The sequence below is a fragment of the Mycobacterium sp. C31M genome (assembly GCF_053345865.1).
On record NZ_JBKFAX010000003.1, the window covers coordinates 1 to 25,988 of the forward strand.

Annotated in this window: 27 protein-coding genes and 1 pseudogene; 5 read left to right on the forward strand and 23 right to left on the reverse strand. The window is 68.3% G+C overall.

Annotated features, from left to right (window positions below):
- The 4 genes from ACLBYA_RS04860 to rimP form a co-directional block, all read right to left on the reverse strand.
- Positions 1-368 (reverse strand): translation initiation factor IF-2 N-terminal domain-containing protein (locus ACLBYA_RS04860; RefSeq protein WP_447708241.1); only part of this gene is annotated, 368 nt, incomplete at its 3' end.
- Positions 369-468: 100 nt separating this feature from the next.
- Positions 469-795, reverse strand: a complete 327-nt coding sequence (locus ACLBYA_RS04865; protein WP_447708242.1) for a YlxR family protein — start codon at positions 793-795, stop codon at positions 469-471.
- A gap of 80 nt (positions 796-875) precedes the next feature.
- Complete coding sequence (nusA, locus tag ACLBYA_RS04870; RefSeq protein ID WP_447708243.1) at positions 876-1,889, reverse strand: transcription termination factor NusA; 1,014 nt, start codon at positions 1,887-1,889, stop codon at positions 876-878.
- Positions 1,886-2,446, reverse strand: coding sequence for a ribosome maturation factor RimP (rimP, locus tag ACLBYA_RS04875; RefSeq protein ID WP_447708244.1), 561 nt, complete (start codon positions 2,444-2,446; stop codon positions 1,886-1,888). Before rimP ends, nusA begins: the two co-directional genes overlap by 4 nt.
- A gap of 137 nt (positions 2,447-2,583) precedes the next feature.
- On the opposite strand from rimP, the gene ACLBYA_RS04880 reads away from it, so the two are divergent.
- On the forward strand, positions 2,584-3,108 hold the full coding sequence (locus ACLBYA_RS04880) for a hypothetical protein (RefSeq protein ID WP_447708245.1): 525 nt from the start codon (positions 2,584-2,586) through the stop codon (positions 3,106-3,108).
- A complete protein-coding gene (locus ACLBYA_RS04885) occupies positions 3,105-3,587 on the forward strand; it encodes a ferritin-like domain-containing protein (protein WP_447708246.1) in 483 nt (160 codons plus the stop codon). Before ACLBYA_RS04880 ends, ACLBYA_RS04885 begins: the two co-directional genes overlap by 4 nt.
- 7 nt (positions 3,588-3,594) lie before the next feature.
- Here ACLBYA_RS04885 and ACLBYA_RS04890 read toward each other — a convergent pair whose 3' ends face one another.
- The 5 genes and pseudogenes from ACLBYA_RS04890 to ACLBYA_RS04910 all read right to left on the reverse strand — a co-directional run bounded on the left by ACLBYA_RS04890 (position 3,595) and on the right by ACLBYA_RS04910 (position 7,458).
- On the reverse strand, positions 3,595-5,352 hold the full coding sequence (locus ACLBYA_RS04890; RefSeq protein WP_447708247.1) for a proline--tRNA ligase: 1,758 nt from the start codon (positions 5,350-5,352) through the stop codon (positions 3,595-3,597).
- 21 nt (positions 5,353-5,373) lie between these two features.
- On the reverse strand, positions 5,374-6,153 hold the full coding sequence (locus ACLBYA_RS04895; protein WP_447708248.1) for a VOC family protein: 780 nt from the start codon (positions 6,151-6,153) through the stop codon (positions 5,374-5,376).
- Positions 6,036-6,411, reverse strand: a pseudogene (locus ACLBYA_RS04900) (MFS transporter); the annotation flags it as partial. The gene ACLBYA_RS04895 and the pseudogene ACLBYA_RS04900, both read right to left, overlap by 118 nt.
- Positions 6,387-6,575, reverse strand: a complete 189-nt coding sequence (locus ACLBYA_RS04905; protein ID WP_447708673.1) for a hypothetical protein — start codon at positions 6,573-6,575, stop codon at positions 6,387-6,389. The gene ACLBYA_RS04905 and the pseudogene ACLBYA_RS04900, both read right to left, overlap by 25 nt.
- Before the next feature lie 178 nt (positions 6,576-6,753).
- Entirely contained in the window at positions 6,754-7,458 is a 705-nt protein-coding gene (locus ACLBYA_RS04910) for a TetR family transcriptional regulator (protein WP_447708249.1), read from the reverse strand.
- Positions 7,459-7,635: 177 nt separating this feature from the next.
- On the opposite strand from ACLBYA_RS04910, the gene ACLBYA_RS04915 reads away from it, so the two are divergent.
- The gene (locus tag ACLBYA_RS04915) at positions 7,636-8,508 is read left to right on the forward strand and encodes an SDR family NAD(P)-dependent oxidoreductase (protein WP_447708250.1); all 873 of its coding nucleotides are present in this window, start codon (positions 7,636-7,638) and stop codon (positions 8,506-8,508) included.
- Positions 8,509-8,616: 108 nt separating this feature from the next.
- Here ACLBYA_RS04915 and ACLBYA_RS04920 read toward each other — a convergent pair whose 3' ends face one another.
- From ACLBYA_RS04920 to mqo, 7 genes are all read right to left on the reverse strand, one after another.
- Positions 8,617-10,107, reverse strand: coding sequence for an MFS transporter (locus tag ACLBYA_RS04920; protein WP_447708641.1), 1,491 nt, complete (start codon positions 10,105-10,107; stop codon positions 8,617-8,619).
- A 129-nt stretch (positions 10,108-10,236) separates the two neighbouring features.
- A complete protein-coding gene (cobA, locus tag ACLBYA_RS04925) occupies positions 10,237-11,454 on the reverse strand; it encodes a uroporphyrinogen-III C-methyltransferase (protein ID WP_447708251.1) in 1,218 nt (405 codons plus the stop codon).
- On the reverse strand, positions 11,451-12,809 hold the full coding sequence (locus ACLBYA_RS04930; protein WP_447708252.1) for a cobyrinate a,c-diamide synthase: 1,359 nt from the start codon (positions 12,807-12,809) through the stop codon (positions 11,451-11,453). The genes cobA and ACLBYA_RS04930 overlap by 4 nt, the downstream gene beginning before the upstream one ends.
- On the reverse strand, positions 12,803-13,417 hold the full coding sequence (cobO, locus tag ACLBYA_RS04935) for a cob(I)yrinic acid a,c-diamide adenosyltransferase (protein ID WP_447708253.1): 615 nt from the start codon (positions 13,415-13,417) through the stop codon (positions 12,803-12,805). The genes ACLBYA_RS04930 and cobO overlap by 7 nt, the downstream gene beginning before the upstream one ends.
- Before the next feature lie 8 nt (positions 13,418-13,425).
- Positions 13,426-15,279, reverse strand: a complete 1,854-nt coding sequence (locus ACLBYA_RS04940; RefSeq protein ID WP_447708642.1) for a magnesium chelatase subunit D family protein — start codon at positions 15,277-15,279, stop codon at positions 13,426-13,428.
- 8 nt (positions 15,280-15,287) lie between these two features.
- Positions 15,288-15,752, reverse strand: a complete 465-nt coding sequence (locus tag ACLBYA_RS04945; protein WP_447708643.1) for a GNAT family N-acetyltransferase — start codon at positions 15,750-15,752, stop codon at positions 15,288-15,290.
- A 13-nt stretch (positions 15,753-15,765) separates the two neighbouring features.
- Positions 15,766-17,265, reverse strand: a complete 1,500-nt coding sequence (gene mqo / locus ACLBYA_RS04950) for a malate dehydrogenase (quinone) (protein ID WP_447708254.1) — start codon at positions 17,263-17,265, stop codon at positions 15,766-15,768.
- Between the two features lie 61 nt (positions 17,266-17,326).
- Here mqo and ACLBYA_RS04955 point away from each other — a divergent pair, with 61 nt between their 5' ends.
- The gene (locus tag ACLBYA_RS04955; protein ID WP_447708255.1) at positions 17,327-18,307 is read left to right on the forward strand and encodes an alpha/beta hydrolase; all 981 of its coding nucleotides are present in this window, start codon (positions 17,327-17,329) and stop codon (positions 18,305-18,307) included.
- Between the two features lie 7 nt (positions 18,308-18,314).
- Positions 18,315-19,709 carry a mycothione reductase gene (mtr, locus tag ACLBYA_RS04960; protein ID WP_447708256.1) on the forward strand — a complete coding sequence of 465 codons (1,395 nt, stop codon included), beginning with the start codon at positions 18,315-18,317 and terminating at the stop codon, positions 19,707-19,709.
- Here mtr and ACLBYA_RS04965 read toward each other — a convergent pair whose 3' ends face one another.
- From ACLBYA_RS04965 to ACLBYA_RS04995, 7 genes are all read right to left on the reverse strand, one after another.
- A complete protein-coding gene (locus ACLBYA_RS04965) occupies positions 19,710-20,525 on the reverse strand; it encodes a class I SAM-dependent methyltransferase (protein ID WP_447708257.1) in 816 nt (271 codons plus the stop codon). It abuts the gene before it with no gap.
- Between the two features lie 88 nt (positions 20,526-20,613).
- Entirely contained in the window at positions 20,614-20,934 is a 321-nt protein-coding gene (locus ACLBYA_RS04970) for an ArsR/SmtB family transcription factor (protein ID WP_447708258.1), read from the reverse strand.
- 20 nt (positions 20,935-20,954) lie between these two features.
- Positions 20,955-21,683: a FadR/GntR family transcriptional regulator gene (locus ACLBYA_RS04975; RefSeq protein WP_447708259.1), complete on the reverse strand. Its 729-nt coding sequence runs from the start codon at positions 21,681-21,683 to the stop codon at positions 20,955-20,957.
- Positions 21,684-21,693: 10 nt separating this feature from the next.
- Complete coding sequence (locus ACLBYA_RS04980) at positions 21,694-22,467, reverse strand: 3-oxoacyl-ACP reductase (protein ID WP_447708260.1); 774 nt, start codon at positions 22,465-22,467, stop codon at positions 21,694-21,696.
- 23 nt (positions 22,468-22,490) lie between these two features.
- A complete protein-coding gene (locus tag ACLBYA_RS04985; protein WP_447708261.1) occupies positions 22,491-23,861 on the reverse strand; it encodes an aldehyde dehydrogenase family protein in 1,371 nt (456 codons plus the stop codon).
- The gene (locus tag ACLBYA_RS04990) at positions 23,858-24,634 is read right to left on the reverse strand and encodes a gamma-glutamyl-gamma-aminobutyrate hydrolase family protein (RefSeq protein WP_447708262.1); all 777 of its coding nucleotides are present in this window, start codon (positions 24,632-24,634) and stop codon (positions 23,858-23,860) included. Before ACLBYA_RS04990 ends, ACLBYA_RS04985 begins: the two co-directional genes overlap by 4 nt.
- Positions 24,621-25,970 (reverse strand): glutamine synthetase family protein, encoded by a 1,350-nt coding sequence (locus tag ACLBYA_RS04995; protein WP_447708263.1) that lies wholly within the window; start codon positions 25,968-25,970, stop codon positions 24,621-24,623. The genes ACLBYA_RS04990 and ACLBYA_RS04995 overlap by 14 nt, the downstream gene beginning before the upstream one ends.
- Positions 25,971-25,988: the final 18 nt, after the last annotated feature.

Here is a 25,988-nt window from a genome sequence, read left to right on the forward strand (position 1 = left end):
GCCGGGGCCGGTCCGGGCCGGGGGCCGGGACGCTGCGCCGCAGGTGCGGACGCGGCCGGTGCTGCCGGCGCGGCGGGTGCCGCAGGAGCGGCCGGCGGCGCTGCGGGAGCCGGAGCGGCGGGCTTGGGGCCGGGCCGGGGACCGGGAGTGGGGGCTCCACCACTGGGTGCCGACGGCCGAGCCGCGGGAGCCGACTTGGCGGGCTTTCCGCCGCCGAAAGATTCACGCAACCGGCGGGCGACGGGCGCCTCGACGGTCGATGATGCTGATTTGACGAACTCGCCCTGTTCGTTCAGTCGGGCGAGAACTTCCTTACTGGTGACACCGAGTTCCTTGGCCAACTCGTGCACGCGGGCCTTACCTGCCACTACTTCTCCTCGTCTGGAGGCGACAGCGGTGGTGGGCCGCGCCTCGGGTTTAGCTATGACGCATGGTCATCGGGACTTCACGGTGTGCTCATGTTCTTCGCTACCTGTTCTCTAACCGGTGATCGATGTACTCGACCACCGCTGTGGTGTCCGGCGAACCGGTGATGCGCAACGCCCGACCGATTGCCCGCCGGCGAAGTGCTACGTCCACACACTGCGGATCGGGATGCAGCCATGCACCCCGCCCCGGCAGGTTACCCGCTGCATCGACAGTCACGGCGCATGCGCCGGGCCTGTCGGTGACAGCGGCCAGTCGAAGCAGATCGACGGCCAGCTCTCGTTTCCGGCATCCCACACATGTCCGCACCGGTCCGTCGGGACTGCGGTGCGCACGAGCCGGGGTGGCGGAAGTCTCGCGCTGGATCACGGCTCAGTCTACCGTCAGGAGTTCCCGCAGACAGAATCGCGTGTCGACTGCACCGAAACGAGGGCTGCGACGTGCCTTGTTCAGTCGGCCCCGCCGACGTCAGCCGCCGCGGCGGCGTCACTGCGGATGTCGATGCGCCAGCCGGTCAGCCGGGCCGCCAGCCGGGCGTTCTGCCCCTCCTTGCCGATGGCCAGCGACAGCTGGAAGTCCGGGACGACCACCCGGGCCGCGCGCGTCGACTCGTCGATCACGGTCACCGAGACCACCTTGGCAGGCGACAGCGCATTGGCCACGAAGCGGGCCGGGTCCTCGTCGAAGTCGATGATGTCGATCTTCTCCCCTGACAGCTCGCTCATCACGTTGCGCACCCGCTGACCCATCGGGCCGATGCAGGCGCCCTTGGCGTTCAGCCCGGACACCTTGGAGGCGACGGCGATCTTGGACCGGTGGCCGGCCTCGCGGGCCACCGCGACGATGTCCACCGAGCCGTCGGCGATCTCGGGTACCTCCAGCGCGAACAGCTTGCGGACCAGATTCGGATGGGTGCGCGACAGCTCGATCTTGGGCTCGCGGGCACCACGGGACACCCCGATGACATAACAACGCAGCCGGTCGCCGTGCTCGTATCCCTCACCGGGAACCTGCTCGGCGGGCCGGATCATGCCGTCGGAACCCTTGGCCTCGGTACCGACCCGGACCACCACGTTGCCCCGGGTGTTCTCGCGGGCATCACGCTGCACCACACCGGCGACGATGTCGCCCTCGCGGGCGGAGAACTCGCCGTACATCTTCTCGTTCTCGGCATCGCGCAACCGCTGCAGGATCACCTGACGTGCGGTGGTCGCCGCGATGCGGCCGAAACCCTCTGGGGTGTCGTCCCATTCGCTGATCAGGTTGCCGTCGGCGTCGGTCTCGCGGGCCATGACCTTGACCACACCGGTCTTGCGGTCGACGTCGATGCGCGCATCCGCCTCATGGCCCTCGGTGTGCCGGTAGGCGGTCAGCAGAGCCGATTTGATGGTGTCGACCACCACATCGACCGAAATTCCCTTGTCCGCCTCGATGGCGTGCAACGCCGCCATATCGATGTTCACGTCGCGGCCCCCTCTCCTGACTGTTCGACGAGATCCAACTCACGTCGGTTGGGCTGTGAAAACTCCACTTGGACAATCGCTTTGGCGATATCGCCGATACCGATGGGGCGCACCGCGAAATCCCTGCCCGCCGGCACCACCAACCGCACCACCCCGTCGGCGGCGGCACCGATCCGTCCGGTGAGCGCCGCCCCGTCGGCCAGTGTCAGCGCGACCTTGCGCCCCTTGGCGCGCCGGAAATGCTTCTCGTCGGTCAGCGGGCGGTCGACACCGCGGGAGGTGACTTCGAGCACGTACGGCGCGAACTCGGCATCCGCGACGGTGCCGTCGACGGAATCGAGCAGCTCGGAGGCCAGCCGGGACAGTTCGGCGACCGCGTCCAGATCCAGCGCCTCGTCGCCGTCGGCCACGATGGTGATCTTGGGCGGCCGCAGCGACGCCGCGATCGTCACATCCTCGACTTCGTAACCCGCGCGTGCGAACTCGCCGTCCAGCAGTTCGATCACCTGCTCGCGCGACGGAAGTCGCGCAGACCGCAGCGGGTCATCCGATGCCACGGCGAGCTCCTCATCTTGAGTTGTGCGGACACAGTCTCCGGCCGGTGCGACCGGAGAATCGGTTACCAAACGATACGCCAGCCGCGACGCGCCAATCACCAAACGAACAGTGCAACCCAACATGGCAGGATGTGGGCGTGCCGAGCGCCCTGCCCCACCTCAATCGGCGGCGCCTGCTGCTGGGCACGCTGCCCGCCACCGTCGCCGTCGGCCTGTTGGTATCGACCACGGCCTGTGCACCCGATGTGCCGCCGGCCGATCTGGCCGACCTGCAGACGCAGTTCGACCGGGCCCGAGCCGACAGCGAGCTCGCCGGGGCGGCGGCCACCGCCTTGCGGGGTCCGCAACAGCAGGCCCGGATCGCGACACTGACGGCGATCGCCGCCGAGCGCGCCGCCCATGCCGATGCCCTGGGCGCCGAGATCACCCGGCTCACCGAGGGTGAGTCGCCGGTCACCAACAGCGAGACACCCACCACCAGCGCGGCCCCCGCACCTCCGCCGACCGTCGACGATGTCATCGCGGCGCTACGCGAATCGGCCGACAACGCCACCCAGACCGCCGAGCGACTGGCCGGCTACCGGGCCGGACTGCTCGGCTCGATCGCGGCATCCTGCACCGCGTCCTACCAGGTGGCCCTCGGCGGGAAGGCGAAGCCATGACCACCCCGACACCCACACCGGACCCCGACCGACCCACCGACCCGACGCACGCCGCACTGTTCGACGCGGTGGCGACCGAGCACGGCGCCATCTACGGCTACGGCCATGTCTCGGCGCATTCGACGCCGGAGGACAACTGGTTGGTCGCGGAGGCGATGGCCCAGCACCGCGAACGCCGGGAGCAGGCCCTGGAGTTGCTGGCCGAACAGCAGGTCACCGCGCCGCTGCCGGCACCCGGCTACCAGTTGCCGGCCGAGGTCACCGATCCCGGCGACGCCGCCGAGCTCGCGGTGCGGATGGAATCCGACACCGTCACGGCCTGGCGCGCGGTGCTGGAGCAGGCGCAGACACCGCAGGACCGCGCCTTCGCGGTGACGGCGATGACCCAGGCCGCGGTGCTGACCGCCCGCTGGAACGCCGTCCTCGGGGTCGCCCCGGTGACCACGGCGTTCCCCGGCGGCTCCGAGTCGGCCGGCTAGCGATTCACTAGCCGTTGAGTGCGGCCGCGACTTGGGCGGCCGCGCCCTCGACAGCCAGCTCGCGGGCCTCACCGGTGAACCGGTTGCGCAGCTCCACCTTCCCGTCGGCCCAGCCGCGACCGACGACCACGATCCACGGCATGCCGAGCAGTTCGGCGTCCTTGAACTTCACCCCCGGCGACGACGTTCGGTCGTCGAACAGCACCTCGAAACCCAACCGGGACAGCTCCCCTGTCAGCTCGGTGGCACCCTCTCGGGCGGCGGCGTCCTTGTTGGCGATGACCACGTGCACGTCGAACGGGGCGACCGCCGCCGGCCAGCGCAGACCGATCTCGTCATGCTGCTGTTCGGCGATCACGGCAACCAGCCGGGACACCCCGATACCGTAGGAGCCCATGGTGAGCCGCACCGGCTTGCCGTTCTCGCCCAGCACATCGGCGGTGAAGGCGTCGGCGTACTTGCGGCCGAGTTGGAAGATGTGACCGATCTCGATACCGCGGGCCGAGGTGAGCACCCCCGCACCGTCCGGGGACGGATCACCGTCGCGGACATCGGCGGCCTCGATGGTGCCGTCCGGGGTGAAGTCACGGCCGGCGACCAGGCCCACCACGTGCTTGTTGGGTTCGTCGGCACCGGTGATCCACGACGTGCCGGAGACTACCCGCGGGTCGACAAGGTAGCGGATCCCGTTGTCCTGCAGCGCCTTCGGCCCGACGTAGCCCTTCACCAGAAACGGGTTCGCGGCGAAGTCGGCGTCCTCGAGCAGCGCGAACTCGGCGGGTTCCAGCGCCGCGCCCAGACGTTTCTCGTCGACGTCGCGGTCACCGGGCACACCGATACCGAGCAGCTCCCACTCCCCGCCCGGCTCACGGGTCTTCAGCAGCACGTTCTTCAGGGTGTCCGCGGCGGTGACAGCGCGGCCGTCGAACTGCACCAGCGCGGCGGAGTTCGCCCAGTCCACCAGGGTTGCAATGGTGGGCGCGTCCGGGGTGTCGTGCACGACGGCGGCAGGCTGGCCGTCGATGGGGATATCGGCGGGCGCCCGGGTGACGACGGCCTCGACGTTGGCCGCGTAACCCGATTCGACGCAACGCACGAAGGTGTCCTCACCGACCTCGCTCTCGGCCAGGAACTCCTCCGAGGCACTGCCGCCCATGGCGCCGGACACCGCCGAAACGATCACATAGTCGACGCCGAGGCGGTTGAAAATGCGCTGGTAGGCGTCGCGGTGCTGGTGATAGGCGGTCTTGAGGCCGTCGTCGTCGAGATCGAAGGAGTAGGAGTCCTTCATGACGAACTCACGGCCGCGCAGGATGCCTGCCCGCGGCCGGGCCTCGTCGCGGTACTTGGTCTGGATTTGATAGAGCAGGACCGGGAGATCCTTGTACGAGGAGTACTCACCCTTGACCATCAGGGTGAACAGCTCCTCGTGGGTGGGCCCGAGCAGGTAGTCGTTGTTGCGGCGGTCCTGCAGCCGGAACAGCGTGTCGCCGTACTCGGTCCAGCGGTTGGTGGTCTCGTACGGGGCGCGCGGCAGCAGGGCGGGCAGCAGGATCTCCTGACCACCGATGGCGTTCATCTCGTCACGCACGATGTTCTCGATCTTGCGCAGCACCCGCAGGCCCAGCGGCAGCCAGCTGTAGATCCCGGGCCCGACCGGCCGGACATAGCCGGCCCGGACCAGCAGCTTGTGGCTGGGGACCTCGGCATCGGCCGGATCGTCACGCAGGGTACGAAGGAACAGCTCGGACATACGGGTGATCACGAGCGGCAAGCTTAGCCGGGCCTAGTCGCGTCCCTGCCAGGTGCAGAGGCACGCCTCGTTGCCTTCGGCGTCGGCGAGCACCCAGAACGCCGGTGCGGCGCGGTCGCTGAGCAGCACACCGCCGGCGGCCAGCGCCGCCCGAATGCGGCCGGCGGCCATATCGTGTGTGACGTCGACGTCGATGTGAATCCGATTGCGTTGCGCGCGTGGCCGATCCATCTGCTGGAACCAGATCACCGGGCCGCGACCGGCCGGGTCGCACAGGCCACGGTGCAGATCGGTCACTCCGTGCACGTCGACATAACCGGTGACGGCCTTCCAGAACGGACGCACTGAGGCGATGTCGAGTGCGTCGATCGCGATCTCGAAGGTCTGCAGCTCGGCGCCGCCGGGTTCGATCTCGTTGCCGGCCTCCTGCAGTACCCAGGCCAGCCGTTGCGCCAGTTCCAGGTCCTGCTCGGTCACCGCGCCGATGGTCTCGGACTGCAGCCGCAGCACCGCACGATCCGTGCGCAGGTCCAGGTGCAGATGTCCGGGCGCATCGGCACAGGCCGCTGCGGCCAGCGCCGCCACCTCGGTGGCCGCGGTCAGCGTCGGTACCCGGACCTGGGCGTAGATCGCACCGAGGATCAGCCGCCAGCCCAGCCGGCTGGTCGCATCCGAGATCTGCTGACGGGTCGGGTTCACAGTTCTCCTGCCTCGACGGCTTCCCTGGTGTGCTGCGCACTGGCGATCTGACGGGCGGTGGAACCGATGCCCAGCGCCGCGACCCCGACGAGTACCTCGATACCCGCCACCCACAACAAGTGAATACGTGTGGCCGTGCCCGAGCGCACCGAGTTGGGCCGGGCTCATATCGCGCACCGGGCCCGTCGTACCGCCCAGGTAGAGGGTGCGTGACGTCTGCACGGCCTGGATGACGACGAGCACGATCGGACCGCCGAGGTTGTAGACCATCAGCGTCACCGCCGAGGTCGGTCCGATCTCGGCGGGGCCGACCTCGGTGATCGCGCACAGCGGCAGCACCACCGAGATCACGCCGATGCCGAGCCCGCCCAGCGCCGAGACACTTCGGTCAGCGCCCCGCCCGGGATCAGCCCGAGCACCGCACCGAGGCCCTGCATGGCCGCGGATACCGCCAGTGCCTTGTTGCGGGCGTGCCCGACGGCGTAGGTGGTGGCGATCAGGGCCATACCGGTCGGCGCGGACACCGCGCCCGACATGGCTCCCCACCCTACCGACGGGCAGTCGGCCGTCCTGATCAGCAAGTGATCCACAGGATTCATGCACAGCTGTGGACAAACTACATCGATGTGATTTCGGCGCACAGCGTCACTGCCGATACGTCGCACTGAGACGGCATCATCCAGCCGATACCCTTGAACGCCTGCTTCGAAACCTTCATTCCGGATCTCGCCTGGCCCGCGTGCTGCTGTCCCCCTCGCGCTCGGACAGCAGCCCGGCGAGAGTCAGAAACAGCGGTCGACCGACGATATCGGCAAAGTTCATCCGCATTTCCGCGACTGCGGGGTCGGCGGCATACGCAGCTTCCAGGGCCGGTGTGGGAGTGCTGTGCGGCCATGCGGCGGTCACCGCCATGATGACTGTCGCTGCAAACTGAAAGCCGTCCTCGACTGTCAGCTCCGGCAGGACGCTCGTCACCATCCGTCCGATATCGCTCAAAGCCTGATGCACAGCTCTCTTGTGACGTAACACCACCTCGGTCGAGACGTTACGTTCCAGCACCGCGGCATGCGAACTGATGAGATCGCACAGCATCGGCCGGGCTTCCAAAGTCAGCAGTATTGCTGCTACCAGTCGACTGGAACGCTCTCTGTAGGGGCCGCCGGCAGAGCGGGAAGTCTCCCGCTCGAGGTCGACCAGCCATGCCCTCAACTCGGCGGCGAGCAGTTCCAGCAGGATCGCCTCGCGGGACTCGTAGTACCGCAGCACATTCGACTTTGCCAGCCCAACACGCCGACTGAGTTCGTTCAAGCTCAATGCCGCCACAGGCATCTCGGTCAGCATTCCCGCCGCAGTGTCGAGGAGCACCTGGCGGCGTTGTTCGCGCTGCTCTTCGGTGCGCGCTCGTTGAAACGAGTCCACGCCGCCAGCCTACAGACCACCTGTCTCTTGTTAAGGGACCGACGGTGTGTTAACTTGGCCGCGTTAAGAGACCGTCGGTCTTTAGTTTTATTCGCAATCCATCGGGAGTTGGTTATGTCTTCGTTGATCCGTACACCTTTCGGCGCCCAGAGCACTGCGTCCGAGGTTCTGGCCGGTGTGGATCTCGCCGGCAAGCGGGCAGTGGTCACCGGCGCTTCCTCGGGTATCGGAGTGGAGACTGCCCGAGCCCTCGCCGGCGCCGGCGCCGCCGTTACGTTGGCGGTCCGCGACATCGCCAGAGGCGCTGAGGTCGCGGCGGACATCTCCACAACCACGGGTAATGACCGCGTAGAGGTGGCGCCGATCGAGCTGGCGGACCCATCGAGTGTCGATGCGTTCGTGCAGACCTGGAGCGGGCCGCTGCACATTCTGGTCAACAACGCCGGGATCATGGCGATCCCCCAGCGGACCCTCACCGCCTATGACCAGGAGCTGCACTTCGCGACCAACCACCTGGGCCACTTCCGGCTGGCTGTCGGTTTGCGCCCCGCGCTGGCGGCAGCCGCAGGTGCCCGGATCGTCTCGGTCAGCTCTGCCGGAAACCTCCTATCCCCGGTCAACTTCGATGACCTCAATTACAGCTTCATCCCCTACGACGGGATCAGCGCATACGGCCAGTCCAAGACCGCCAATGTCCTGTTCGCGGTCGGAGTCGGGCAGCGGTGGGCAGACGACGGCATCACCGCCAACGCGCTGATGCCCGGCGCGATCGCAACCGGTCTGACGCGCCATATGGGTCCGGGCTGGTTCGATGATCAGACGGACAGCATGCCGATGAAGGCCAAGACGCCCGAACAAGGCGCGGCAACCTCGGTTCTGCTCGCCGCGTCGCCTCTTGTAGAAGGGGTCACCGGCCGGTACTTCGAAGACGTCAACGAGGCTGAAACCGTCACCGAGCGGGGCGACGGAGGGTCGGGCGTCGCACCCTATGCTGTCGACCGCGGCAACGCCGAACGCCTCTGGAACGTCTCGTTGGAGCTCATCCTCTGAGTGCGGGCCGAGGGTTGGGTCCAGGTCGTGGATGCGTGGCGCAGGAATCGGCGCGCCGGCTGCTGGAGACGCACCTGGGCGAGGCAGTGCCCCCGATGCGGGACTTCCTCAGTTCTCCAGCTCTCCGGCGTCGATCGCGTCCTTGACCTCCTGGGCGTGCGCGACCTCTTCGGCGGTGTAGCGGATGAACAGCGCGGCCGCACCCACCACGACGGCGACGGCGGCGACCCACAGCAGACCGTAGGTGTAGCCCTGGTCGAGCGCGTTGAGCTGCGCCTCGTTCATGTTCTTGACCGGGCCGGTCGTGCCACCCAGGTACAGGGTGCGCGACGTGATGACGGCCTGGATGATCGCGAGCACGACCGGGCCGCCCAGGTTCTGCAGCATCAGCGCGATGGCCGACACCGGACCGATCTCGTCGAACCCGACACCCGCGATGGCCGACACGGTCAGCGGCACGACGATCATGCCGATGCCGAACCCGCCGACGGTGATGGGGATGACCAGGTTCGGGAAGTACGGGATGTCCCCGTGCAGCGTGGAGCCGTAGATCATGGCGGCCAGCACGAGGACACCGCCGGAGATGACCAGCAGGCGCGGGGCGAACTTCGACACCAGCACCGAGGACAACCCCAGGCCGATACCGAGGGCGATGACGAACGGGATGAAGCCGATACCGGCGCGCAGCGCGCTGTAGCCCATCACGTCCTGGACATAGAGACCGATGAGCACCGTGAGGGTGAACATCACGCCGCCGGCCAGGAACACCGCGTAGAAGGTGGCCACCCGGTTCCGGTCGCGGAACAGTGAGAACGGCACGACCGGGTTCTCGGCGGTGCGCTCCACATAGAGGAATGCCCCGAAGAACACCAGGGCACCCAGTCCCGAGGCCAGCGTGACCGGATCCGTCCAGCCGCGTTCGGGGCCCATCGAGAAGCCGAACACCGCGGCGGTGCAGCCCAGGGTGGCAAGGATGGCGCCGGCCGCGTCGAGCTTCATCGGCGCCCGGTCGGTCTCGCGCAGGTGAGTGCGGGCCAGGTACAGCATGATCAGGCCGATCGGGACGTTCACCAGGAACGCCCAGCGCCAGGACACCTCGGTCAGCGCGCCGCCGACCACCAGGCCCATCACCGAGCCGACACCGGTCATGGCGGCGAAGACCGCCGTCGCGGTGTTACGGGCCGGGCCCTTCGGGAAGGTCGTGGCGATCAACGCCAGGCCGGTGGGCGAGGCGATCGCCGCGCCGACACCCTGCAGCAGGCGCGCGATTACCAGGGTGGCCTCATCCCAGGCCACACCGCACAGCACCGAGGCGATGGTGAACAGCGTGACGCCGACGATGAAGGTGCGCTTGCGGCCGATGGTGTCGCCCAGGCGCCCGCCCAGCAGCATCAGACCGCCGAAGGTCAGCACATAGGCCGTGATGACCCAGCTACGGCCGGCATCCGAGAGCCCCAACTCGTCCTGGATCTTAGGAAGCGCGACGATCGCGACGGTGCTGTCCATGGTGGCCAGCAGCTGCATACCGCCGATCGCAATGACGGCGGCGATGAAGTTCCAAGACGGCAGAAACGCCGGCGACTTGCTGTTTTGCTGCATATCCCCCCGGCCCACGTGTACTGGTAAGGCCCGGTCGCTGTCGTCTGCACCGTCTCGGCGGCCGGACTTGCGGCCGGCGTCGTTGAGAGCAGTCATGCCGGGTTACTTTACAGTAGTCTTAGAAATCCTTTAAGTACCGAACCCCGCCACGGGCCCGATGACGATGATGGCAGGGGGCCTAATACCCTCCGAGCGGACCTTTTCCGCAACATCGGTCAAATTCGCCCGCACCGTCCGCTGCGCCGCCGTGGTCCCGTGCTGGACCACCATCACCGGCGTATCCGCAGGTCGACCGCCTGCCAGCAGTGCCTGGGCGAAGAGTTCGATGCGCTCGACGGCCATCAGCAGCACGATCGTGCCGGACATCGCGGCCAGCGCATCCCAATTCACTAACGATTCGGGGTGCCCCGGCGCAACGTGCCCGCTGACCACCACGAATTCGTGGGTGACGTGGCGATGTGTGACCGGGACACCGGCCAGCGCGGGTACCGCTATGGCACTTGTCACACCGGGCACCACGGTCACCGGCACGCCGGCCTCGGCGCAGGCGATCACCTCTTCATAGCCGCGGGCGAAGACGAACGGATCGCCACCCTTGAGACGCACGACGAACTTGCCGGCCTTGGCCCGGTCGATCAGGACATCGTTGATGGCCTCCTGCGCCATGGCCCGCCCGTACGGGATCTTGGCGGCGTCGATCACCTCGACGTGCGGGGGCAGTTCGGCCAGCAGTTCCGGCGGGGCCAGTCGGTCGGCGACGACGACATCGGCGTGCGCCAACAGTCGGCGACCGCGCACCGTGATCAGCTCCGGATCCCCGGGGCCGCCGCCGACGAGCGCCACGCCCTCGTGCACGGTGTCGACCGAACCACCACCGGTATCGGTGATGACACCGCGCTGCAGCGCCTCGTGGATGGCCGACCGGATGGCCGCCGACCGGCGGTGCTCCCCGCTGGCAAGCACCCCCACCGCCAGCCCCTCGTATTCAAAGGACGCCGGTGTCACCGCGGTGCCCTCGCGGGCCACGTCGGCGCGTACGCAGAAGATGCGGCGCCGTTCGGCACCGGCGACGATCGCGGCGTTGACCTCCGGATCGTCGGTCGCGGCCAGCGCGTACCAGGCGCCGTCGAGATCCTCGTCGCGGAAATCACGCAGGGTCACGGTCACCGTGGCGCCGGAATCGCCGAAGGCCTCCACCGCGGGGGTCGCCGCCCGGGCGATCACGTGCACCTCGGCGCCGGCGGCCACCAGTAGCGGGAGCCGACGTTGGGCCACGGTGCCGCCGCCGACCACGACGACTTTGCGGCCTTCGAGGCGCAGACCGGCTAGGTAGGCGTTCTCTGTCACCCGCCGAGCTTAAAGGTTGCCGCCGCGGCCACGAAGCGGGAGCCAGCCTGCGGGTGCGCTGCCGGGTGGGTGTGCAGGTAGCCCGCGTGCACACCGCCGTGGATCGCACCGTCGCGGCCACCGGCCCCGGTGAAACCCCAGGCCGGCACATAGTCCTGCCCGAAATTGACTGTGGTGCGGTGAAATTCGTGCCCCGACACCCGCTCGCCTGCGGTGTGCAGCGACGAGTCGGCCACCGCGACGGCATCGCGGTACCCCAGGGTCAGCTTCTCGGTGAACCGGGCCGAGCCGGCCAGCACACCGCACATCGGCGCACCGTCCAGATCGTCGACCAGATAGGTCAGCCCGGCGCATTCGGCATGGATCGGCGCACCGGCCGCGGCCAGCGCGCGGATCTCGGAGCGCACCCCCGTGTTGGCCGACAGTTCGGCGGTGAACTGTTCGGGGAACCCGCCGGGGATGACCAGACCGGCGGTGCCGTCGGGCAAAGGTTCGGTCAGCGGATCGAAGTCGACGACCTCGGCCCCCGCCGCGAGCAGCAGTTCGCGGTGCTCGGCGTAACCGAAGCTGAAGGCCCGCCCGGCCGCCAATGCGACCCGCACCGGCGCACCGGTGGTGGACGTGGCCGGCGGACGCCACGGCTGGGCGGTGACGGTGACGGCGGCCACCCGGGCCAGCGCGGCGATATCGACGTGCCGGGCGATCAGGTCGGTCATCGCCGCGACGGCCCGGTCGGCGAGCGCGCCGAACTCGACGGCGGTCACCAGACCCAGGTGTCGTGACGGCACCTCCAGTTCGGCGGCCCGCGGGATGACGCCGAGTACCGGTACCCCGGCTTGCTCGCAACCCTGGCGCAGCACCTGTTCGTGGCGCGCAGACCCGACCCGGTTCAGGATCACCCCGGCCATCCGCACCGAGCTGTCGAAGGTCGAGAACCCGTGCAGCAGTGCGGCAATGCTGTGTGCCTGCCCGCGGGCGTCGACCACCAGCACCACCGGCGCGCCGAGCAGTCCGGCGACGTGCGCGGTGGACCCGCGGGCGGGGCCGGCGGCATGCTCACCGATCCGGCCGTCGAACAGTCCCATCACACCCTCGACGACGGCAATATCGGCACCGGCGGTGCCGTGCCGGTACAGCGGGCCGATCAACGACTCCCCCACCAGCACCGGGTCCAGGTTGCGCCCGGGCAGCCCGGTGGCCAGCGCGTGGTAGCCGGGGTCGATGAAGTCCGGGCCGACCTTGAACGGTGCGACGCGGTGCCCGGACCGGCGCAGTGCCCCCATCAGACCCGTTGCCACCGTGGTCTTTCCGCTGCCCGAGGCGGGTGCGGCGATGACGACCGCGGGAGCTACCACTCGATACCCCGCTGACCCTTGCGGCCGGCGTCCATCGGATGTTTCACCTTGGTCATCTCGGTGACCAGATCGGCGGCATCGATCAGGGCCTGCGGTGCGTCGCGGCCGGTGATCACCACATGCTGGGTGCCGGGCCGGCCACGCAGCACCTCGATGACCTCGTCGACGTCGATCCAGCCCCATTTGAGTGGATAGGTGAACTCATCGAGCACGTAGAAGTCATGGCGGTCCTGCGCGATCCGACGCTTGATCTCGGCCCAACCGTCCCGCGCGGCCTCGGCATGATCGACCTCGGACCCGTGTTTGCGCGTCCAGGACCACCCCGAACCCATCTTGTGCCATTGCACCGGACCACCGACACCGTGCTCGTCGTGCAGCTTGCCGAGCTCGCGAAAAGTGCTCTCCTCGCCCACCTTCCACTTCGCGCTCTTGACGAACTGGAACACCGCGATATCGAAACCCTGGTTCCAGGCCCGCAGCGCCATCCCGAACGCGGCCGTCGACTTACCCTTGCCCGGCCCGGTGTGCACCGCCAGCAGCGGAGCGTTGCGCCGGGCCTTGGTGGTCAGCCCGTCGTCGGGAACGGTCAGCGGTTGCCCCTGTGGCATGGTGCCTCCTACGCAGCGGTCTTGACCAGCGAGGTGAGCTCACCGGCCCGCAGGTGCGCCAACCGGACCGCGGGCGCGTCCAACTGCCGCGCCAGCTCCTCGGCCAAACCCAGACGCACAAACGATGTCTCACAGTCGACGACGACGGCGGCCGCGCCCTCGGCCACCAGCATCCGGGCCGCCGTGCGGGCCCGGCCCAGCGGGTCCGGTCCCCCGGTGGCGCGACCGTCGGTCAGCACCACCACCAGCGGCCGGCGCGCCCGGTCGCGGGCCTTCTCCCGTAGCACCACATCGCGGGCCGCCAGCAGCCCTTGAGCCAGTGGCGTCTTGCCGCCGGTGTCGAAGCGGGCCAGCCGGCGCCCGGCGATGTACACCGACGAGGTCGGCGGCAGCAGCAGGTCGGCCTGCTGACCACGGAAGGTGATCACGGCGACCTTGTCCCGGCGCTGATAGGCATCACGCAGCAGCGACATCGTCGCCCCGCCGACGGCGGCCAGCCGGTCGCGCGCCGCCATCGAACCCGAGGCGTCGACGACGAAGATCACCAGATTGCCCTCGCGCCCCTCCCGGACGGCGCGGCGCACATCGGCGACCTGCACCCGCGGGCGGCCGGAGTGTCGCTGATTGCCCACCGCCGCAAGCAGAGTCGCGAACACATGAGTGCCGTACCCCTCGCCCGCGACATCGGTGGCACCGACGGTGGCACCGGTGCGGTTACGCGCCCGCGACCGTCGTCCCGGGGCACCTTCACCCACCCCGGGCACCACCAGGCGCTGGGCGCGGAAGGTCGCCGACGGCGGCGCGCTCGATCGTGTCGGCGGCGGCGCGGCCTTGCCCTGTGGTTCACCGTCGGACGACGAATCAGTCTGCTGTGCGGAACTTTCCGACGGTGCGTCGGACCCGCCGCCGGGCGGTTCCGGGTCCGGTTCGGGTTCCTCGGGCGGTTCGGCGGTCTGCGACAACGCATCGTCGAGGCGCTCGGGGTCCAGGCCCGGGTCGTCGAACGGGTCGCGGCGGCGCCGGTGCGGCAGGGCCAGTTCGGCCGCCACCCGGATGTCCTCCTCCTCCACCACCGTCGACCCGCGCCAGGCGGCGTGCGCCACCGCGGTGCGGGCCAGCACCAGATCGGCCCGCATGCCGTCCACGTCGAAGGCCGCGCACAGTGCGGCGATGCGGCGTAACTCGTTGTCTCCCAACACCACATCCGGGAGCGCCGCCCGCGCGGCGGCGATCCGGCGGGCCAGCTCGGCATCGGCGTGGGCGTACCCGGCAGCGAAGCCCTGCGGATCGGCCTCGTAGGCCAGCCGGGAGCGGATCACCTCGACCCGGGTGTCCACATCGCGCGAGGCGGCGACATCGACGGTCAGCCCGAACCGGTCCAGCAGCTGCGGGCGCAGCTCGCCCTCCTCGGGGTTCATGGTGCCGATCAGCACGAACCGGGCGTCGTGCGAGTGTGAGACCCCGTCGCGTTCGATGTGCACCCGGCCCATCGCCGCGGCATCCAGCAGCACGTCGACCAGGTGGTCGTGCAGCAGGTTGACCTCGTCGACGTACAGCACACCACCGTGCGCGCGGGCCAGCAGGCCCGGGGAGAACGCGTGCTCGCCCTCGCGCAACACCTTCTGCAGATCCAGCGAGCCGACCACCCGATCCTCGGTGGCGCCGATCGGCAGTTCGACCAGCCGGGCGTCGTCGTCCACGTGGGCCAGCACCGCGGCCAACGCACGCACCGCAGTCGATTTGGCGGTGCCCTTCTCGCCCCGGATCAGCACGCCGCCGATATCGGGGCGCACCGCGCACAGCACCAGCGCCAGTCGCAGCTGGTCGTGGCCGACCAGCGCGGAGAACGGATAGGTCGCCACCGTGGCCGTCACGCCAGGGCCCCGGAGGCTGGGCGCAGCATGGCGATATGCGGTATGCCGTCCTCGATGTATTCCTCACCGTCCGGGATGAATCCGTGTGCGGCGTACATGTCCTGCAGGTAGGTCTGCGCGTCGATGCGGCACGGATAGGTGCCCACCTCGGCGATCGCGGCCTGCATCAGCCGCGCGGTGTGGCCGCGTCCGCGGTCGCTGCGTTTGGTGCAGACCCGCCCGATGCGGAACACCTTCTCGCCACCGGGATGTTCCTCCATCAACCGCAACGTCGAGATCACCTGTCCGTCTTCACCTTCCAGCCAGAAGTGCCGGGTCTCGGCGAGCAGGTCACGGCCGTCGAGTTCCGGGTACGGGCAGGCCTGTTCGACGACGAACACCTCGACCCGCAACTTGAGCAGTTCGTAGAGCGTGGCGGCGTCGAGATCCTTCGCCCAGTTGCGGCGCAGCGCGACGGTCATGGCGGGCTCATCGTCATAAGACAGCGGGTACATCCAGCTTGAGCACCTTGGTGCCGTAATCCCAGACCTCCTGGAACAGCCCCGGTTCCCCGGACAGCTTGGTGCCCAGCGAGGGCACCATCTCCTTGAGCTTGGGCAGCCAGCCCTGGTACTGGTCGGCGAAGCAGCGTTCCATCACCTCGAGCATGGCCGGCACCGCGGTCGACGCACCCGGTGAGGCACCCAGCAGACCGGCGATGCTGCCGTCGGCCGCGGTGAGCACCGTGGTGCCGAACTCCAGCACACCGCCGGCGCCTTTGCGCCGGATGACCTGCACACGTTGCCCGGCGATATCCAGTTCCCAGTCGGAATCGACTGCGCTGGGTGCGAATTCACGCAGCGTGTCGACGCGCGCGGCCTCGCTCAGCATCAGTTGCCCGACCAGGTATTTCACCAGCCCGACCTCGGTCAGGCCGACACCGATCATCGACGGCAGGTTGTCGGGTTTGACCGAGAATGGCAGATCGGTGACCTTGCCCTGCTTGAGGAACTTCGGCGACCAGCCGGCGAACGGCCCGAACAGCAGAAACGATTTGCCGTTGATGACGCGGGTGTCCAGGTGCGGCACCGACATCGGCGGGGCGCCCAGCGGCGGCAGCCCGTACACCTTGGCCTGGTGGCCGGCGGTGAGGTCCTGGTTGCCGGTACGCAGGAACTGTCCGCCGACCGGGAACCCACCGAAGCCCTTGGACTCCGGGATACCCGCCTTCTGCAGCAGCGCCAACGCGCCACCGCCGGCGCCGACGAACACGAACTTGGCGTTGATGGTCTGCTTGGACCGGGTCCGGCGGTTGGTGACCTTGACCGTCCAGGTGCCGTCGGACTCCTTGCGCAGATTGCGCACATCGTGGCCGAACAGCGTCGTCATGCCGTGGCCGGCGCTGTAGCCGATGAGCTGGCGCGACAGCGAGCCGAAGTCGACGTCGGTACCGGCCTGCGTCCAGTTCAGGGCGACCGGTTCGGCGAAGGTCCGCTTGGCCGCCATGAACGGCAGGCGCCGGGCGAATTCGTCCTTGTCGTCGATGTACTCCATGGTGGCGAACAACGGGTTGCGCACCAGCGCCTCGTGGCGCGCCTTCAGGTACTGGGCGTTGGCCGCGCCCTCGACGAAGCTCACATGCGGGATCGGGTTGAGGAAGCTGCGCACGTCGGGCAGCACTCCGTTCTCCACCGCGTAAGCCCAGAACTGCCGGGAGACCTGGAACTGCTCGTTGACGTTGATCGCCTTGGCGGTGTCGATGGTGCCGTCGGACTTCTGCGGTGTGTAGTTCAGCTCACAGAGTGCGGAGTGTCCGGTGCCCGCGTTGTTCCACGGGTCGCTGCTCTCGGCGGCCGCACCGTCGAGGCGCTCGATCATGGTGATCGACCAGTCCGGTTCGAGCAGGCGCAGCAGCGCGCCCAGGGTGGCGCTCATGATGCCGGCACCGATCAGTACGACATCCGTCTTGGCAGCTTTCGGGTCAGACACGGACATAAGGTTATCTCCCGGCTGACCGGGAGGACCGCCCGGCCGTTAGGTCACTAGAGTGGCAGGCGTGACCGGCTGGGAGCCCGATGTCTTGCCTGGCTATTGGCAGCGCCAACTGGCCCTGGGACCTGATCCCGACGGGGAGGGTGAGCTGGCGGCGACCCTGGTGTCCCGCGACGAACCAACTCCGCACCCGGACCGGGCCGTGCTGGTGGTGCACGGTTACACCGATTACTTCTTCCACACCGAACTGGCCGATCACTTCGCCGAGCGCGGCCTGGCCTGCTACGCCCTGGACCTGCCCAAGTGCGGTCGGTCCCGGCGCGACGGCCAGACCCCGCACTTCACCTCCAATCTGGCGCATTACGACCGCGCTCTGGATGCCGCCCTCGGTGTCATCGGCGCCCGCGAGGTGCTGGTGTACGGGCATTCGGCCGGCGGGCTGATCGTGACGCTGTGGCTGGACCGGCGCCGACGTCGGCACGCCACCCGCCCGGTCACCGGCCTGGTGCTCAACAGCCCGTTCCTCGATCTGCACGGCCCGGCCATCCTGCGCACCCCGCCCACCTCGGCGGCGCTGATGGCGATGGCCCGGGTGCGCAAGCTCAAGGTGGTCCGCAAGCCGACCGAGGGCGGCTACGGCACATCCCTGCACCGCGATTACGCCGGCGAGTTCGAATACGACCTGGAGTGGAAGCCGGTCGGCGGGTTCCCGGTCACCTTCGGGTGGATCAATGCGATCCGGCGCGGGCAGAAGCGGCTGCACCGCGGGCTGGATGTCGGGGTGCCGAGCCTGATCCTGCGCTCGGATCACAGCGTCGCCGAGGTCGGTGACCCGGACCGGATCCAGCGTGGTGATGCCGTGCTCGACGTCGACCAGATCGCCCGGTGGGCGGGCTGTGTCGGCAACCGGCTCACCGTCGTACCGGTCACCGACGCCAAACACGATGTCTTCCTGTCACTGCCCGGACCGCGGGCGGCGGCGTATCAGGAACTCGACGGCTGGCTGTACTGGTATCTCAAGACCGCCACCTCACACAGCGGATAGGACACGCATGCAGCATTACGACCTGACCATCATCGGCACCGGGTCCGGTAACAGCATCCCGGATCCGGGTGTCGACCCGCGGTACGCCGATATGCGGATCGCCATCTGTGAGGAGGGCACGTTCGGGGGCACCTGCCTCAACGTGGGCTGCATCCCGACCAAGATGTTCGTCTACGCCGCCGAGGTCGCCGAGACGGTGAAGCAGAGCTCTCGCTACGGGGTCGACGCGCATATCGACAAGGTGCGCTGGCCCGACATCGTGTCGCGGGTGTTCGGCCGGATCGACCCGATCGCCGAGAGCGGTAAGACCTACAAGCAGGGTCTGCCCAATATCGACGTGTACACCAGCCACACCAAGTTCACCGGCCGCGACGGGGACCGTTACACGCTGCGCACCGCCGCCGGCGACGAGTTCAGCTCCTCTTCTGTGGTCATCGCCGCCGGTGCCCGTGCGGTCATCCCGCCGGCCATCACCGAGTGCGGGGTGACGTATTACACCAGCGACAACATCATGCGCATCGAGACGCTGCCCGAACATCTGGCGATCGTCGGCGGCGGATTCGTGGCCGCCGAGTTCGCGCACGTGTTCTCCTCGCTCGGGGTCAAGGTGACCGTCGTGGTCCGCGGGCCGGGCATGTTGACGCACTGCGATGACACGATCTGCCACCGGTTCACCGAGCTGGCGGGCGAAAAGTGGGACCTGCGAACCGGAGTCAACGTCACCGGGTCTCGCCCGCATCAGGGTGACGGGGTGATCCTCGAACTCGACGACGGCACCGAACTGGCCGCCGATGCGCTGCTGGTGGCCACCGGCCGACACCCCAACGGGGACCGGCTGGACGCCGAACTGGCCGGTGTCGAGGTGAACGACGGCATGGTGACCGTCGACGAGTACCAGCGCACCACCGCGCGCGGAGTATGGGCGCTCGGTGATGTGTCCTCGGCGTATCAGCTCAAGCATGTGGCCAATCACGAGATGCGGGTGGTGCGGCACAACCTGTTACGCGACTGGGACGACACCGCCGCCATGGTGGCCAGCGATCACCGGTTCGTGCCGTCGGCCGTGTTCACCGATCCACAGATGGCCACCGTCGGGCTGACCGAGACCGAGGCCCGCGAGGCCGGTCACGACATCATCGTCAAGGTGCAGGAGTACGGTTCGACGGCCTACGGCTGGGCGATGGAGGACACCACCGGCATCGCCAAGCTGATCGGCGACCGGGCCACCGGCAAGATCCTGGGCGCACACATCATGGGTTATCAGGCGTCCTCGATCATCCAGCCGTTGATCCAGGCGATCAGCTTCGGTCAGACCGCCAAAGAAATTGCCACCGGCCAGTATTGGATCCACCCCGCGCTGCCCGAGGTGATCGAGAACGCGTTGTTGGGGTTGGTCGAATAGTCAGCGCCGAGTCGCCGTCACCAACAGATATTCGGCTTCCCAGCGCCCGTCACGCTGCGTGCCGGCCAGGTGGTCCAGGAACGCCTGGTCCAGCGCGGCGACCTGTTCGGGTGACTCGGCGTTGAACTTGTAGGCCGCGATGGTGGGCCCGTAGTTGCGCTTCCAGTACTCCCGGAACTCCAGTGGCTCGGTGCAGTGGTCCAGCGTCACCGTCTGTCGCCGCATGGTCAGGTCGGCCACCCGGTCACCCAGCAGTTCGGCCACATGCACCTCGTCACCCCACAGCGGCGCGGGGCTGGCTCCGGGCGGCGGCGGTGGCGCATACGGTTTCATGGTGGCGAACAGTCCGCCGATGAAACCTGTTGGCGTCCAATTGATCAGACCGATGGTGCCGCCGGGCCGGCACACCCGGACCAGTTCGTCGGCGGCCACCTGGTGCCGGGGTGCGAACATCACCCCCACACAGGACATCACGATGTCGAAGCTGTTGTCGCCGAACGGCATCGCCTCGGCGTCGGCCTCGACCCAGTCCACGTCCACACCGCGCGCCGTGGCAGCGGCGCGGCCGGCGGTGAACAGTTCGGGGGTGAGATCGCCCGCCGTGACCACCGCACCGGCTTCGGCGGCCGGGATGGCGGCGTTCCCCGCCCCGGCGGCGACGTCGAGGACACGGTCACCGGGCCCGACACGGCAGGCCCGCACCAGTTCCGGTCCGAGTGCCGGGATGAGTTCAGTGGCTACCGCCACATAGTCACCCGACGCCCACAGCGCCCGGTGTTTGGCCTTCACCGCCCGGTCGACATCGGTTGTGTCCATGGTCACTCCTCCCGATCTGTCAGCGGTACATGTCCATGCTGATCTTGACGGGAGTTCGATGTGTCCGAAATGACGCTTTCGGCCCAGGTCAGTTGTGGCCTGCGCCGATCCAATGCAACAGGTCGTGCACGATATCGTCGTCCAGACGGTAGCTGACCGACCGCCCAACGCGATCGCTACGCACCCAGCCCTGCCCGCGCAGCACCCGGAGTGCCTGGGAAACCGCGTTTTCCGAGCGGCCCAGCGCGGCGGCCAGCTCGCTGACACAAATGCCGGGAACCCGGTGCAGGCTCAGCAGGATCTCCAGGCGGTGGGGATCGGACAGCAGGTCGAAACGTCGCGCCCATTCGGCGGTGTCGACATCCGCGAGCGCCGAGGAGGCCTTCTGCACCACCGAGGCATCGTCCATACCGTGCAATCTAGTCGCGCTCAGTCCAGGAAGCCGTGCAGCAATGCCGACGATCCGGCCAGATGCGCGCACATGGCGTCGGCCGCGGCGGCCGAGTCGCCGGCCAGGATGGCCGCGATGATGGTGTCGTGCTGCTCGTCCGAGTGGGCGATGTTGCGGGCCAGCAACGGGATCTGGTCGAGCAGGGCGTTGATCCGCATCCGGTTCTCGGCGACCAGCGGTACCAGCGATACCGAGCCGGCGGCCTCGGCGATCGCCAGGTGCAACCGCGAGTCCAGCCGTCGGTAGTCCTCGGGCGCGGCCCCGCGCACATCCTCACAACGTGACCGCAGCTCGGCGCATTCGGCCTCGGTCAGCGCACGGGCCGCCGCCATCCGCGCGGCCCCCACCTCGAGGATCTCGCGCAGCCGCAGCGCATCGTCGAGGATCTCACGGGTGACCCCGTGCCCGCCGGGCGGATGCCGCAGATCGGGGAGTTCGTCGGCCAGGAAGGTGCCGCCGTAGCGCCCGCGTTTGGACACCAGGTAACCGGTGTCGGCCAGCGATTTGATGGCTTCGCGCACGGTGTCGCGGCTGACGCCGAGCCGGGCGGCCAGTTCACGCTCCGGTGGCAGCGACTCCCCCGGCGCCAGCACGCCGAGGCGGATCATCTGCAGCAGCCGCCCCACGGTGTCCTCGAATGCGTTGCCCAGCCGGACCGGGCGCAGCAACGCATCACTGGCGGGCTGCGGGTCCGGTCCGGCCGACAACGGATGTGCCTTACAGCGGGGTGACGTAGGCGGAGCTGATGCCACCGTCGACCAGGAACGACGACCCGGTGATGAAGGAGGCGTCATCGCTGGCCAGGAAGGCCACAGCTGCGGCCAGTTCCTCCGGTTCGGCGAACCGGCCGACCGGCACGTGCACCAACCGTCGGGCGGCGCGCTCGGGGTCCTTGGCGAACAATTCCTTGAGCAGCGGGGTGTTCACCGGGCCGGGGCACAGCGCGTTGACCCGGATCCCCTGGCGCGCGTACTGCACGCCGAGTTCGCGCGACATCGCCAGCACGCCGCCCTTGGAGGCGGTGTAGGAGATCTGCGATGTCGCAGAGCCCAGCACCGCGACGAAGGACGCGGTGTTGATGATGGATCCGCGCTGGGCCGGAACCATGTGCCGCAGTGCGGCTTTGGAGCACAGGAACACCGACTTGAGGTTGATGTCCTGAACCCGCTGCCAGGCGTCCAGGCTGGTGTTCTCGATCAGGTCGTCCTCGGGCGGGCTGATCCCGGCGTTGTTGAAGGCGATGTCCACCCCGCCGTGCACCTCGAAGGCGGTGTCGAACAGATTGTCCACCGCGACCGGGTCGGACACGTCCACCTGGACGAAGGTGACGTTCAGGTCGTTGGCGACGGACTGCCCGGTGGTCGGGTCGACATCACCGATGACGACGATGGCGCCCTCGGCCTGCATACGTTTGGCGGTGGCCAGGCCGATACCGCTGGCGCCGCCGGTGATGACGGCGACCTTGTCCTTGAGTCGCTGGCTCAGGTCCACTTACTTCTCCTCTGCTACGTGGCTCAATTGTCGGATTCGCCGACGGCGATGAAAACGTTCTTGGTTTCGGTGAACGACAGGGGCGCATCGGGGCCGAGTTCACGGCCGAGTCCGGATTGTTTGAAGCCGCCGAAGGGGGTGGTGTAACGCACCGAGGAATGCGAGTTGACGCTCAGGTTGCCGGCCTCCACCGCACGCGACACCCGCAGACCGCGCGACAGGTTGTCGGTCCAGATCGACCCGGACAGCCCGTAATGGGTGTCGTTGGCCAGCGCGATCGCGTCGGCCTCGTCCTCGAACGGCAGCACCGTGACGACGGGCCCGAAGATTTCCTCGGTGACGGTGCGGTCGGTGCGCGCCGGGGTGAGGACCGTTGGCGGGAACCAGAATCCGGGTCCGGTCGGGGCCGATCCCCTAAACGCCACCGGTGCGTCGTCGGGCACGTAACCGCGCACCGACTCCCAGTGTTTGCGCGATACCAGCGGACCCATCTCGGTAGCGGGTGAGGTCGGGTCCCCCACCGCCACCCCGGCCACGGCGGGTTCGAACAGTTCCATGAACCGGTCGTAGACGTTGCGCTGCACCAGGATCCGGCTGCGTGCGCAGCAGTCCTGGCCGGCGTTGTCGAAGACACCGTAGGGTGCGGTGGCGGCGGCACGTTCCAGGTCGCAGTCGTCGAAGATGATGTTGGCGCTCTTGCCGCCCAGTTCCAGGGTGACCCGTTTGACGTGGGTGGCGGCCCCGGCCATCACCCGGGTGCCGACGGCGGTGGACCCGGTGAACACCACCTTGCGGATATCGGGGTGACTGACGAAGCGCTCCCCCACCACCGAACCCGCCCCGGGCAGCACCTGGAACAGATCCGGGTCCAGGCCCGCGTTGACCGCGAGTTCGGCCAGCCGCAGAGACGTCAGCGGGGTCCACTCTGCGGGTTTGAGCACCACCGCGTTACCGGCGGCCAGCGCGGGCGCAAAACCCCAGGACGCGATGGTCATCGGGAAGTTCCACGGGGTGATGATGCCGACGACGCCGAGCGGTTCGTTGAAGGTGACGTCGATACCGCCGGCGACCGGAATCTGCTTGCCGGACAGGCGTTCCGGGCTGGCAGCATAAAAGGTCAGCACATCGCGGACATGACCGGCCTCCCATTCGGCCTGCCCGACCGGGTGCCCGGAGTTGGCGACCTCCAGCGCCCCGAGCTCACCGATATGGGCGTCGACGACGGCGGCGAAAGACCGCAGCGCGGCGGCCCGCTCGGCCGGTGCCAGCTTGGCCCAACGCCGCTGCGCGACGACCGCCCGCGCCACCGCATCGTCGACCGCGGCGACATCGAGCAGATCGACCTGCCGCAGCAGCTCCTCGGTCGCCGGATTGATGACGTCACACGTTGTCATGACACGCTTTCTTTTTGAATGTGGCGGGCTGTCGCATGGGTGCGCGCGGCGTCCACCACGGCGGCGAACAGGCGCAGGTCGTCGAGACGTTCCTCGGGATGCCACTGCACCGCGACCGCGAACTGGTCCGGGTGGGTCGTCGGATCCAGTTCGACGGCCTCCACGCTGCGGTCGTCGCTGTCGATCGCGCTGACGATCAGCCCGCGGCCCAGCTGGTCGATGCCCTGGTGGTGGTAGCACTGGGCATCGGTCGACTCGCCGACCAGGCCGGCCAGTCGGGTGCCCGGTACGGTGAGTACCGCAGAGGTGGTGAACACCGCGTTGCCCAGTTGGTGACGGGTGTGGCCGAGCACATCGGGCAGGTGTTGGTGCAGGGTGCCACCGAGCACGACGTTGAGAACCTGTGCGCCCCGGCAGATCCCGAGCACCGGGAGATGGCGGCCCAGCGCCCGTCGTACCAGCGCGAACTCCCAGGCGTCCCGGTCGCCGGCCGGCTCGTCGGTGGTGGTGTGCCGCTGGTTTCCGTACCGCGCGGGGTCGACATCGCGGCCGCCGGTGATGATCAACCCGTCGAGGCCGTCGAGCACCCGGTCGGCGACATCGGGCTGCTGGGGTGGCAGCAGCACCGCTGTGCCGCCGGCCAGGTTGACACCCTGCAGGTAGATCGCGGGCAGGAAGCTGGCCTGCACATCCCACACCCCGGTCTGGGCCTGTTGCAGGTAGGTGGTCAGCCCCAGCACTGGTCGGCTCACCACATCGTCAGAGCCGTTCAAAGCCGCGGACCCTCTCCCAGTCGGTGACGGCGGCGTTGAAGGCCTTCAACTCGACACGCGCGTTGTTGAGGTAATGCTCGACGACCTCGTCGCCGAACGCCTCGCGCGCCACCGACGAATTCTCGAACAGGGTGGCGGCCTCGGCCAGTGTCGTCGGCAGCCGGTCCGCACCGCTGGTGTAGGCGTTGCCCGTCAACGCATCGGTGAGTTCGAGCTGTTGGTCGATGCCGTGTAGACCACCAGCGATCAGCGCCGCGGTCGCCAGGTATTGATTGACGTCGCCACCGGGTGCCCGGCATTCCATCCGCATGCCGAGACCGTGCCCGACCACCCGCAGCGCGCAGGTCCGGTTGTCCAGCCCCCAGGCCACCGCGGTCGGGGCGAAGCTGCCGTCGGCGAAGCGCTTGTAGGAGTTGATGTTCGGGGCGTACCACAGGCTCAGCTCGCGCAGGGTGGCCAGCTGACCGGCGACGAAGCTGCGGAACATCGCCGACATGCCCAGCGGGTCATCGTCATCGGCGAACACCGCGGCGCCCTCGGTGCCGCGCAGGGAGATGTGGATATGGCAACTGTTGCCCTCACGCTCGTCGAATTTGGCCATGAAGGTCAGCGATTTGCCGTGCTGGTCGGCGATCTCCTTGGCGCCGTTCTTGTAGATGGTGTGGTTGTCGCAGGTCCGCAGCGCCTCGTCATAACGGAAGGCGATCTCCTGCTGGCCGAGGTTGCACTCGCCCTTCACGCCCTCGCAGTACATGCCGGCGCCCTCCATCCCGCGCCGGATATCGCGCAGCAGCGGTTCCATCCGGGTCGAGGCGAGCATGTTGTAGTCGATGTTGTAATCGCTGGCCGGGGTGAGGTCGCGGTAGCCGGACTTCCAGGCGTCGCGGTAGCCGTCGTCGAAAACCATGAATTCCAGTTCGGTGCCGACGAATGCGGCCAGGCCGCGGTCGGCCAGCCGGGCCAGTTGCGTCTGCAGGATGCCGCGCGGGGCGGCGCTGACGGCGCGGCCGTCGGTGAAGGTCAGATCGGCCATCAGCAGTGCCGAGCCGGGCAGCCAGGGCAGCAGGCGCAGCGTGCTGAAGTCGGGTGTCATCACCATGTCGCCGTAGCCGGTTTCCCAGCTCGACATGGCGTAGCCGTCGACGGTGTTCATGTCGACGTCGACCGCCAGCAGATAGTTACAGCATTCCGCGCCGTGCGCAGCGACCTCCTCGACGAACAACCGCGCCGAGACCCGTTTCCCGGTGAGCCTGCCCTGCATGTCGGGGAAGGCCACGATGACGGTGTCCACCTCACCGGCGGCGACAAGACGCTCCAATTCGATCTGCGTCAGCATGCTGGCTCCATCCGGTCG